This is a genomic window from Tenacibaculum jejuense (assembly GCF_900198195.1).
Taxonomy (GTDB): Bacteria; Bacteroidota; Bacteroidia; order Flavobacteriales; family Flavobacteriaceae; genus Polaribacter; species Polaribacter jejuensis.
The window spans coordinates 1176765-1188358 of sequence record NZ_LT899436.1; the positions used below are offsets into that span (position 1 = coordinate 1176765).

At 30.8% G+C, this 11594-nt stretch carries 10 protein-coding genes; 5 read left to right on the forward strand and 5 right to left on the reverse strand.

Annotation, left to right across the window (positions count from 1 at the left end; all coding sequences use genetic code 11):
• Window positions 1–12 precede the first annotated feature (12 nt).
• Window positions 13–1176, reverse strand: a complete 1164-nt coding sequence (locus AQ1685_RS05440) for a pyridoxal-phosphate-dependent aminotransferase family protein (protein WP_095070137.1) — start codon at window positions 1174–1176, stop codon at window positions 13–15.
• 205 nt (window positions 1177–1381) lie between these two features.
• Window positions 1382–2431, reverse strand: a complete 1050-nt coding sequence (locus tag AQ1685_RS05445; protein WP_095070139.1) for a Ca2+-dependent phosphoinositide-specific phospholipase C — start codon at window positions 2429–2431, stop codon at window positions 1382–1384.
• Between the two features lie 187 nt (window positions 2432–2618).
• Here AQ1685_RS05445 and AQ1685_RS05450 point away from each other — a divergent pair, with 187 nt between their 5' ends.
• Complete coding sequence (locus AQ1685_RS05450; RefSeq protein ID WP_095070141.1) at window positions 2619–3401, forward strand: tRNA pseudouridine synthase A; 783 nt, start codon at window positions 2619–2621, stop codon at window positions 3399–3401.
• Window positions 3402–3403: 2 nt separating this feature from the next.
• Here AQ1685_RS05450 and AQ1685_RS05455 read toward each other — a convergent pair whose 3' ends face one another.
• Entirely contained in the window at window positions 3404–4090 is a 687-nt protein-coding gene (locus AQ1685_RS05455) for a GNAT family N-acetyltransferase (RefSeq protein ID WP_095070143.1), read from the reverse strand.
• A 66-nt stretch (window positions 4091–4156) separates the two neighbouring features.
• On the reverse strand, window positions 4157–4639 hold the full coding sequence (locus AQ1685_RS05460) for an outer membrane beta-barrel protein (RefSeq protein WP_175577900.1): 483 nt from the start codon (window positions 4637–4639) through the stop codon (window positions 4157–4159).
• A gap of 254 nt (window positions 4640–4893) precedes the next feature.
• Here AQ1685_RS05460 and AQ1685_RS05465 point away from each other — a divergent pair, with 254 nt between their 5' ends.
• Window positions 4894–6111, forward strand: coding sequence for a sensor histidine kinase (locus tag AQ1685_RS05465; RefSeq protein WP_095070145.1), 1218 nt, complete (start codon window positions 4894–4896; stop codon window positions 6109–6111).
• A 52-nt stretch (window positions 6112–6163) separates the two neighbouring features.
• Here AQ1685_RS05465 and AQ1685_RS05470 read toward each other — a convergent pair whose 3' ends face one another.
• Window positions 6164–7306, reverse strand: coding sequence for an acyl-CoA dehydrogenase (locus AQ1685_RS05470; protein ID WP_095070146.1), 1143 nt, complete (start codon window positions 7304–7306; stop codon window positions 6164–6166).
• Between the two features lie 94 nt (window positions 7307–7400).
• Here AQ1685_RS05470 and AQ1685_RS05475 point away from each other — a divergent pair, with 94 nt between their 5' ends.
• The 3 genes from AQ1685_RS05475 to nhaB all read left to right on the forward strand — a co-directional run bounded on the left by AQ1685_RS05475 (window position 7401) and on the right by nhaB (window position 11488).
• A complete protein-coding gene (locus tag AQ1685_RS05475) occupies window positions 7401–8474 on the forward strand; it encodes an anhydro-N-acetylmuramic acid kinase (protein WP_095070147.1) in 1074 nt (357 codons plus the stop codon).
• A 277-nt stretch (window positions 8475–8751) separates the two neighbouring features.
• On the forward strand, window positions 8752–9978 hold the full coding sequence (locus AQ1685_RS05480) for a Glu/Leu/Phe/Val dehydrogenase dimerization domain-containing protein (RefSeq protein ID WP_095070149.1): 1227 nt from the start codon (window positions 8752–8754) through the stop codon (window positions 9976–9978).
• 16 nt (window positions 9979–9994) lie between these two features.
• Window positions 9995–11488, forward strand: a complete 1494-nt coding sequence (nhaB, locus tag AQ1685_RS05485; RefSeq protein ID WP_095070150.1) for a sodium/proton antiporter NhaB — start codon at window positions 9995–9997, stop codon at window positions 11486–11488.
• Window positions 11489–11594: the final 106 nt, after the last annotated feature.

An 11594-nucleotide genomic window follows, 5' to 3' on the forward strand; every position in this document is an offset into this window, starting at 1 on the left:
GTTTATATTATTTTAAGCTAAGCTCGATAAAAATATCCCAACACTTTTACCAAACTCAAAATTGTAGTTTTGTTTTTGTAAAGCAGATTCTATTGCGCTCAATGTAGCAACAATATCACTTTTAGTAATTGCTCCCATGTGACCAATTCTAAAGTATTTGGTTTTAATTTCTGCATGTAAACCACCAGCTAAAATTACTCCGTATTCAGAAATATCTTTTCTAAATGAGTTTCCATCAATTCCTTCAGGATAATAAATCGCAGTCATTGTATTAGCGGCAATATCGTTAGTCTTAGGAACTAACTGTAAACCGATAGCTTGTACAGCTTTTCTAAATGCTTTTGCATATGTAATATGAGTTGCTACTCTATTTTCAATTCCTTCTGTATTGATTAAATCTAAACTTACTTCTAAAGCACGAATTAAATTTACTGGAGGTGTACCAAAATATGAAGGTCTTCTTTCTTCGTAAGCCTGCATAATAGGCAACCAATTTGTAAAACTTCCATAATAGTTTTGTACAGGAGTTGTTCTATTTTTCCAAACGTTTATTGCTTTTTCTGAAGCAACCAATAAAGCCAAACCAGGAGGAACTCCAATTGCCTTTTGAGAACCAGTTAATACTACATCGATTCCCCAAGTTTCTTGTTGTGTTTCTTCTCCAGCTGTAGCACAAACTCCATCTACAATGCTTAATGTATTATATTTTTGAGCTAATGCAGCAATCGCTTTAGGATCTGTTAAAACTCCGGTTGAGGTATCAACATGAGTAATAGTTAATAATTTATAATCTTTAGAAGATAACTCTACTTCAATTTTTTCTAAAGAAACCGTTTCACCAATTTCAGCCTGAAGTACAGTTACGTTCGCACCATACGTTGCTAAAATATTTTTATAACGTTCTCCAAAATATCCTGTAGAAATTACTAATGCATTATCACCAGATTCGATAAGATTACTTACTGCCATATCCATAGCTAAAGTTCCACTACCAGCAATAATAAATGGCTGACCTTTTGGAGCTAACCAAATTTTACGCATTAACTTTAATGCGTTTCCAAAACTTTCTATAAAATTAGGAGCAATATGACTGGTAGTCACTTCTCCCATAGCTCTTAATACTGCAGGATCTACTTCAATTGGTCCTGGTATCATCAATAGTTTTCTATTTTTCATGAAAAAATGATATAGTAATTACAACGATTTCGTTGTAAGTTACAGAATAGTTTTAAGCTACGAGAAAGAATGAAAAATATTACGAATATTTAAAAATATACCCTTTCATTTTTTGATTTAAATAAAATGAAGAGGTTGTTTTTATGAAAGTAAAAAATAAAGGAGAGCTTAAAAACTCTCCTTCTTAAAATTATAACAATTTTAATTATCGTTGAATGAACATATTGTTATTATCAATTTTAGCCCAATCGTGATTCTTAATTTTGTTAGTAGAAATACAACTGATTTTCCAACTTTTACAGCGTTCCCATTCATCTCTGTTATTTGCAGAATAAACTCTAGTAATCATTCCTCTTCTTGCTAGTTGACGAGCATATTCTCTAGAACCTGCTTTATTTCTTTTGTCATTGATATCCGACATACTAAAGTTATAAAACACATAATTAGGGTTATTGTCAATGGTATTGTTAGCTTGAGATATACCACTATTCGTATTATTTGTATTAGCAATAGTTTGTGCTTTCATTCCAAAAGCCCATCTGTAACGAGAATTTGTTCTAACGTACTGATCCATCCAACTTCCATTTCCAGTTAAAACAATAATAAATTTACCACGAAGTTCATTCATAGAAGGCCAAGCATCTTCATACAAAACATTATGTCTGATTGATCTGTTAGGATCTTTAAATAATCGTTGCGCTTTAAAAATAACATCACTATCTCCTAAGTAACGTTGTAAATACCATTCTATTTGTTCGTGAAAATTTTGATATCCACCATTAGAACTTTTTACATCTAATTTAATCATGATTGGTAAGTGATTTCTGTTTCTATTATGCCAATCTTTTAATTTAGAAAAATAAGAAGCTAAAGTTTTTCCATATCGTCCAGGATGTGGCCAATGATTTACAACCCAAGTATTCGAAGGAATACTAGTGTTTGTGTATGAGCTTCTTGGGGTATTTCTCCAAATATCTAACTCTAATGCTAATACATTATTTTGGTAAGCCGGACTACTATTTGTTATCTGTTCTGTAATGTCTTCTCTTCTTTCATAAGAATTATGAGAACCTTTATACATTACTTGATTGTATTTTAATTGATCAAGATTTACAGCTCTGTTTTTTGTTATTTCTATGTCTGATGATTCGATTTCATTAGTAATAGAAGATTCACATTCATAACAATTATTAGATTCAGAACAACTGATTAAAGTGAATAAAGTTAAAATTGAAAGGAATAAAATTTTTTTCATTTTGATAAAAAGTTTGGGGTTAATAATTAATCAGCAAATGAAGCTGATAGATGTTTTTAAATAGTTATTTAAAAATAAAAGAAAGTTTAGCTTAATGTAAACTATGTTGATTGATAGTTAACTAGCTAAAAATGTTAGGTGAGTTTTATAGAGTAGTTCAGCATTTTAAAAATAGTAACTTTGGCATATGAATTATAATTACGCGTATTTAGTACGTTTTCAATATTTAGGATTTCGATTTCATGGATGGCAAAAACAGCCAAATCTGAAAACTGTACACTGGGCTTTAGATAAAACTCTAAAGTTTGTTTGTAAAGGAATTCGTTGTAAAACAATAGGAGTGGGGAGAACAGATGCGAAGGTTTCTTCTACAAATTATGCGTACCAATTATTCATAGATGAAAAGTTAGATGAAGATATTTTTATAGAAACTTTTAATATAAACTCTCCTTCTGATATTAGAGTAACAGCAATTGAAAGAATAGAAGACGAAAGCTTTAATATAATTCAACATCCAAAACAAAAAGAGTATCGTTATTACTTTTCTTTTGGAGAAAAAAACCATCCATACTGCGCGCCTTTTTTAGTAGGATATTTAGATCATCTTAATATTGATTTGATGATAGAAGGAGCTAAATTGTTTGAAGGATTTCATAATTTTAAACATTACTGTACCAAACCATCAGAAGAAACAAAAGTCGAACGAACAATTGATTCTTGTGAGATTATTGAAAACACAGAATTAACAGCTTCTTTTTTTCCTGAGAAGAGTTATATCTTAGTTATAAAAGGACAAGGTTTTTTAAGAAATCAGATCCGATTAATTATGGGCGCATTAGCAGAATTAGGCAAAGGAAATTATAATTTAGATTTTATCAAACAAAGTTTAGATGGAAATTCTAATATTGAATTTCTTAAAAGTATTGCACCTGCTTCTGGTTTACATTTGCATGAAGTAAACTTTAAGTAGCATTAACTTTTTATATAATGCCTCCAATACATAAAGTCTAAAGTTGTATATCCTAATTTCTCGTAAAGTCGAATTGCACCTTCATTGGTTTCTAGTACATGTAAAATTGGAGTTTTTCCTTTTCGTAAAACTTCTGCAGAAGTATAAGCAACTAATTGTTTTGCATATCCTTTTCTAACATGATTAGGATGAGTAACAACACCACTAACTTCAATAAATTCATCGCCTTGAATACGTTCTCCTGTAGCTGCTACTAATTCGTCACCATCAAAAATTCCATAATAATCACCAATATTGAATGATTTTTTACGGTAAGTTCCTGGCATTACAAGCATTATTAAATCATAAAGTTGCTGCTCATTGGCTTTGGTTAATTTTACTATAGTTGAAGTATATTCAGGAATTTTAAAATCTTCTTGAGATAGTCCCATTTGTAAACAGCGATATTCTCCCTTTAAGATTAAACTTTCTGGATATATTGGAGCTTCTTGACAAACAATGAAAAAATCAGAAGTTAATTCTGCATAAGATTCCATAGCTTTTGTAATATCTTTAGTTTCGTAGAGACTTCCAAATGGACAATAATCTGGATGATAAAACTTTGCGTTCTCATAACTGATGAGGTATTCCTTATGTGTTTCTTTTAAAGCAGACCAAACCGGATTGTTGAATTTTTTCTTTTCTGTCATAACCGTAAAAATAAAAAAAGCCTACTCAAAATTGAATAGACTTTGTAATTTTTAATGAGATGTTTTTTAAAGTTTAAATACTACGCCTAAACCAACATTACTTGCTGTAGCTCCATCACTTGTTACACCACTATAACTAGCTTGTAAAGCTATCGTTTCGGTCAAATGATAAGCAACTACAGGTCTGTAGTAAAATCCACCATCATTACCTTGGTTAATTCCAACAGCATAACCTAAATCAGCTCCCAGAGAAAAAGCATCTGAAACATTGAATCTTGCAGCACCTGCAATTGGTAAGAATTGAATACTCCCAAATCCAATGTTGTTTTCTTCCTTTCCAAAGTAATTGATAAAGGAAACTGAAGGACCAACTTGGAATTCATCAGAAACATCAAATAAATAATTAACTTCTGCACTAATAGCAAAATTGTGACTAACATCAATATCGCCTACAGGTAAACCAAAATTAGCTCCGATATTGAACTCCCCATCTTGAGCGTTAGAGATTAATGTAAAAGTTAAAGCGAATAGTAAAAGTAATTTTTTCATGTTTTTTAGATTTATAATTTCCATTTTGATAAGCAAGCTTTATGCCATAAAATAGAATTAAGAAATCATTAACAAAAAATAAAGAAGATAAACGCACTGTAAGTTTATTTAATTATATAGTAAGCATACAGGTAAAACACTGTTTATCAATTTTCTTTCTTTATTGTATTAAATTATTATGTTATATTTAGGAGTAGATCTAAAGAGTAACTTATTTAAAAACGAACTATTATTGAATCCATTAAAATTACTCTATGAAAATAGCAACACCCCCAACAAATGAGAAAGAAAGAGTAGAAGCTTTAAAAAGTTACAACATTCTCGATACACTTCCAGAAGAAGACTATGATAATATTACAAAGATAGCTGCAGAAATATGTAAGGCTCCAATAGCATTAGTGTCGTTAGTCGATCCTGAACGACAATGGTTTAAATCTACTTATGGGTTAGACGCAAAAGAAACTCCTAGAGATTATGCATTTTGTGCGCATAGTATACTACAGCCAGATGAATTATTTATAGTTCCAGATGCAACAAAAGATCATCGTTTTTCAGATAATCCATTAACTATCGACGATCCTCATGTAGTGTTTTATGCAGGAGCTCCATTAACAACGAAAGATGGACATGCTTTAGGTACTTTATGTGTGATTGATAATGAACCTAGAACATCGTTATCTGAAGGACAAAAAGAGTCGCTAAGAGCATTGTCGCAACAGGTCATGAGTTTGTTAGAGCTAAGAAAGAAAAACTTAAAATTACAGCAAGCCAATCAAGAAATAACAAGGTTAAATAATGAGTTAAATCAATTTACTCATAGATTAACTCATGATTTAAAAACTCCTGTAAGAGGTATTAATTCTTTAGCATTATTTCTTAAAGAAGATTTAAATAATATTTCTGGAAAAAGTAAAATTGTAGAATTTATAGAACTTATTTCCTCAAGAGCAACATACATGGAGTCCATGATAAATCAACTACTACAGTACTCAAAAGTTACAAATGCAGATATTAGTTTTGAGAGCTTTAATTTTAAAGAACTTCTTCGTGATATTGTGAAAAATTGTGATTTAGAGAATAAGGTGACAATTAGCTTCAAAGAATTAGATTTTAATATTTACCATTCAAAAATCTGTTTTATTCAAATTTTTCAAAATCTATTGACTAATTCAGATAAGTTTAATGACAAAGAGGAATGTAAAGTATTTACATCATGCGAACTAAAAGAAGAATCTTATCAATTTATATATGAAGATAACGGACCAGGAATACCAATTAAATTTTATGATAAAGTTTTTATGATGTTTGAAACTTTAGGCGAAACTAATTTTCAAAACACAGGAATAGGTTTAGCTACAATTAAATCAATAATCACAAGATTGAATGGTAGCATACGTTTGGCGAAAAGATCGAATGATAAAGAAGGTGTTCGTTTTGAGTTTGAAATACCTAAACCTAATTTATTTGAATAAAAAAACTCATCTTAATTATTAAGATGAGTTTTATAAAAATATTGTATTCTTACTACTCTTTAATCAAGCTTCTAGAAATTACTATTTTTTGAATTTCAGAAGTTCCTTCATAAATCTGTGTAATTTTTGCATCACGCATTAAACGCTCAACATGATATTCTTTTACGAATCCATTTCCACCGTGAATTTGAACAGCTTCAACAGTTTGTTCCATAGCTACTTTAGAAGCATATAATTTAGCCATAGCTCCAGAACGATCATAATTATTGCCATTGTCTTTATCACATGCAGATTGCATTACTAAATGACGAGCAGCAGTGATTTCTGTATACATATCAGCTAATTTGAAAGCAATAGCTTGGTGGTTACAAATTTCAGTACCAAAAGCTTTACGCTCTTTAGAATATTTTAAAGCTAATTCATAAGCACCAGATGCAATACCTAAAGCTTGAGCAGCAATCCCAATACGTCCACCAGATAAAGTTTTCATAGCGAATTTAAATCCGAAACCATCTTCTCCAATTCTATTTTCTTTAGGAACTTTTACATCATTGAATTGTAAAGTATGTGTATCAGAGCCACGAATCCCTAATTTATCTTCTTTAGGACCAATATGGAAACCTTCCATACCTTTTTCAACGATAAAAGCATTAATTCCTCTATGACCTTTAGCTCTATCAGTTTGAGCAATTACTAAATACACATCAGAACGTCCACCGTTAGTAATCCAGTTTTTAGTTCCATTTAATAAATAATAATCACCTTTATCTTCAGCAGTAGTTGCTTGAGACGTAGCATCAGATCCTGCTTCAGGTTCACTTAAACAAAAAGCACCGATTTGTTCACCAGTCGCTAATTTTGTTAAATATTTTTGCTTTTGTTTTTCAGTACCATAAGCTTCTAATCCATAACAAACAAGTGAATTATTAACAGAAACCATTACAGAAGCAGAAGCATCAATTTTAGATAACTCCTCCATAATCAGTACGTAAGAAATAGTATCCATTCCACTACCTCCATATTTAGGATCTACCATAACTCCCATAAAGCCGAGTTCACCCATTTTTCTCACTAATTCATCAGGAAATTGTTGTTTTTCATCTCTCTCAATAACACCTGGTAATAATTCATTTTGAGCAAAATCACGAGCTGCGTCTCGAATCATTAAATGCTCCTCTGTCAGATTAAAATCCATACTAAATCGTTATAGTTATATTAAATTTGTATAAAACGCGCTCAAAGATACCCTTTTAATATTATTTTTTCAATAGCTTTTATATTTTTACTTTATGCAGAATGAGTTTAGATACGCAATAGGATTAATGTCGGGCACATCACTCGACGGTTTGGATTTAGTTTACGTGAAATTCAACAACTTCGATTATAAAGATTTTCAAATTATACATGCAGAAACTAGAGCTTATAATAAAGATTGGAAACATATTTTATCTGATGCTATAACATTAAGTACGGAAGAACTTAACAAAATAAATGATGATTATGGACTGTATTTAGGGAGATGTGTTAATGAATTTATTGAAAAATTTAGGATTAATAATCTAGATTTCATTGCTTCTCACGGGCATACAGTTTTTCATCAGCCTGATAAAGGAATTACATTACAGATTGGTAATGGAAAGAAAATAGCAGAAATGACAAACATAAAAGTTGTTTGTGATTTTAGAGCACAAGATGTTAATCTGGGAGGACAAGGTGCGCCTTTAGTTCCTATTGGTGACGAATTGTTATTTGAAGAATACGATTATTGTTTGAATCTAGGAGGCTTTGCAAATGTTTCCTACAAATCTAAAAATGAAAGGATTGCTTTTGATATTTGTCCTGTCAATATTGTGTTAAACTATTACACAAAAAAAATAGGCTTAGACTATGATAAAAACGGAAACATAGCAAGATCAGGTAAAGTAAATAGTGATTTATTAGTTAAACTAAATGCTTTAGAGTTTTATAAAAAACAGCCTCCTAAATCTTTAGGTTTAGAATGGGTGAAAAGTGAAATCTTTCCATTAATTAACAATTTGGAAACAAATATTCCTACAATTTTAAAAACATTTGTAAAACATAGTACATTTCAAATAAGTGAAGTGATTAAAAACTCAAATAAAGTTTTAATTACAGGTGGTGGAGCATTTAATACTTATTTTATACAAGAAGTTGAACGTAATATAAATAAGAAGATAAATATGGCTCCAGAGCTCTTGATAGAATACAAGGAAGCTTTAATATTTGCTTTTCTTGGATTATTGAAACTTAAAAATGAAGTGAATTGTTTAAAATCTGTAACAGGAGCCTCTAAAGATCATGCAACAGGAGTGATTTTTAATCCTAAAAATCGCCAATCATAAAGAAATGTTAAAGTATAAATAAACTAAGGAAACTATTTTTGTCTTAAAAGTTTCCTTAGTAAATTGCGCAAGTATTTATTTGTGAAAAAATGTTGAAAGCGTTAATAATTAGATGTGTTTTTGTTGAATATTGTATGAAAATATTTGCATTAAAAAATCTAATTTTTTGGTAAGTTTGCGAGATAACAAAAAATAAATGAAATGACACAACTTTAGCTTACATGATTTAATTTAAAAACAAACAAAAAATTAACAAACAACCATTATTAATTAAATCATGAAAGAATTATTAAAAAAATACGAAGAGAAGCAACCAGAAATAGTTTTTAATTGGAAAGATCCAGAAACAGATGCTGAAGGTTGGACAGTAATAAACTCATTGAGAGGTGGAGCAGCAGGAGGTGGAACCAGAATGCGTAAAGGGTTAGATAAATATGAGGTAATGTCACTTGCCAAAACAATGGAAGTGAAATTTACTGTTTCGGGTCCAGCTATTGGTGGTGCAAAGTCAGGAATTAATTTCGATCCTAGAGATCCTAGAAAAGAAGGTGTGTTAAGAAGATGGTATAAAGCAGTAGCGCCATTATTAAAAAATTATTACGGAACAGGTGGAGATTTAAATGTAGATGAAATTCACGAAGTAATTCCAATTACAGAAGATTGTGGTGTTTGGCACCCGCAAGAAGGAGTTTTTAATGGTCATTTTAAACCAACAGAAGCTGATAAAATCAATAGAATTGGTCAGTTACGCCACGGTGTAATTAAAGTTATTGAAAGTGAGGATTTTTCACCAGATATCACAAAGAAGTATACTGTTGCTGATATGATTACAGGCTACGGAGTTGCTGAAGCTGTAAAGCATTATTATGATATTTATGGTGGAGATGTGCAAGGAAAAAGAGCAGTAATACAAGGATTTGGAAACGTAGGTTCTGCAGCAGCTTATTACTTAGCACAAATGGGAGCTAAAGTAGTTGGAATTATAGATAGAGCTGGAGGAGTAATTAATGAAGAAGGTTTTACGTTTGAAGAAATTAAAGAATTATTCTTGAATAAAGATGGAAATACTTTAGTTGCTGAAAACATGATACCTTTTGAAGAAATGAATGCTAGAGTATGGAATTTACCTTGTGAAATTTTTGCTCCTTGTGCGGCTTCAAGATTAATTACTCAAAAGCAAATTGACCAAATGATTAATACTGGTTTAGAAGTTATTTCATGTGGTGCCAATGTTCCATTTGCAGATAAAGAAATTTTCTTTGGACCAATAATGGAAAATACAGATAAAAAGGTAAGTTTAATTCCAGATTTTATTTCAAATTGTGGAATGGCAAGAGTGTTTGCTTACTTTATGGAGAAAAGAGTTGCAATGGATGATGAAGCTATTTTTAGTGATACATCAACAATAATAAAAAATGCTTTACAAAAAGCACATGCTAATAATCCCTTAAAAACAAATATTAGCGAAACGGCGTTTGAGATCGCCCTCAAGGAATTAATTTAATCAAATAAGTACAATTATGTTAAAATACTTTTTAGGAAATAGCCCAAAGTGGTTCAAGTTAACCATGGTAGGTTTTTTAGTTTTAAATACTGTTCTGTATTTCCTATTGCCAATTTTTATGGAGAACCATTTAGCGCACAGTATTGTGGCTTGGCTTTTTATAGGCGAATTCATTTTTACTTTAGCAATGGCATTAAAATGTTATCCTTTACAATCTGGAGGATTACTAGCAATACAAGCTTTAGTTTTAGGGTTAACAACTCCCAAAAGTGCGTACCATGAAGTTGATCAAAACTTAGAAGTAGTTTTACTTTTAGTGTTTATGGTGGCAGGTATTTACTTTATGAAGCCCTTACTGATGTATATTTTTAGTAAGGTATTCACAAAAATTAAATCAAAGCTAATTCTATCCTTATTATTTGTATTTCTAGCGGCAGTGTTATCAGCATTTTTAGATGCTTTAACTGTAACTGCTGTGTTAATTAGTGTAGCTGTAGGTTTCTATGGAGTATATCATAGAATAGCATCAAGTTCAGCAGATTATGATAATGACGGAACATTAGATCGAAAAGAATTAAGTGGCGATACATTAGAGCAATTTAGAAGTTTCCTAAGAAGTTTAATTATGCATGGTGTAGTTGGTACTGCTCTTGGAGGAGTTTGTACTTTAGTTGGTGAACCTCAGAATTTACTGATTGGAGAAAGATTAGGATGGAATTTTGTAGACTTTTTCATACAAATGGCACCTATAACAATTCCTGTGTTGTTAGCAGGTTTACTAACTACAGTTGTACTTGAAACTACAGGTTGGTTTGGTTTTGGAGCAAAACTACCTAAAGTTGCTGCAGAAATTATAGAAAGCTACACCATAGAAGAAGATAATAAAAGAACAGATGGAGAAAAGTATGGATTAATTGTACAAGGTGTTTCTGCAATTTTATTAATAGCTGGTTTGGCTTTACATATTGCACCAGTAGGTTTTATTGGGTTAGGATTAATTATAGTTCAAACTGCTTTTATGGGAATTATCGATGAACATAAACTAGGGCATGCTTTTGAAGAAGCGTTACCTTTTACAGGTTTATTAGTAGTATTCTTTGTAATTGTAGCGATGATTCACGATCAGCATTTATTTAGTCCAATTATTAAATGGGCTTTAGATCAAGATCCAGCAACTCAACCAGGATTATTTTACATCGCTAACGGATTCTTATCAGCGATAAGTGATAATGTTTTTGTAGCAACAGTATATATTGGAGAAGTAGAAAATGCATTTAAAAGTGGTGCAATTACCAGAGAGCATTTTGAAAAATTAGCTGTAGCAATTAATACAGGAACAAATTTACCAAGTGTGGCTACTCCAAACGGACAAGCAGCTTTCTTATTCTTACTAACATCTTCATTAGCACCGTTGATTAATTTATCTTATGGAAAGATGGTGAAAATGGCACTTCCTTACACTATCGTTTTAGGTGTATTAGGTTATGTTTTAGTAAAGGTTATGCTGTAAGAAAATATAGTATTCTTTATAGAAAATCCTGAATTTTTTAAATTCAGGATTTTTTTTTAGCTTTAAAGGTCTATTCTTTTTATAAACAATGATTTAAAATTTTGTT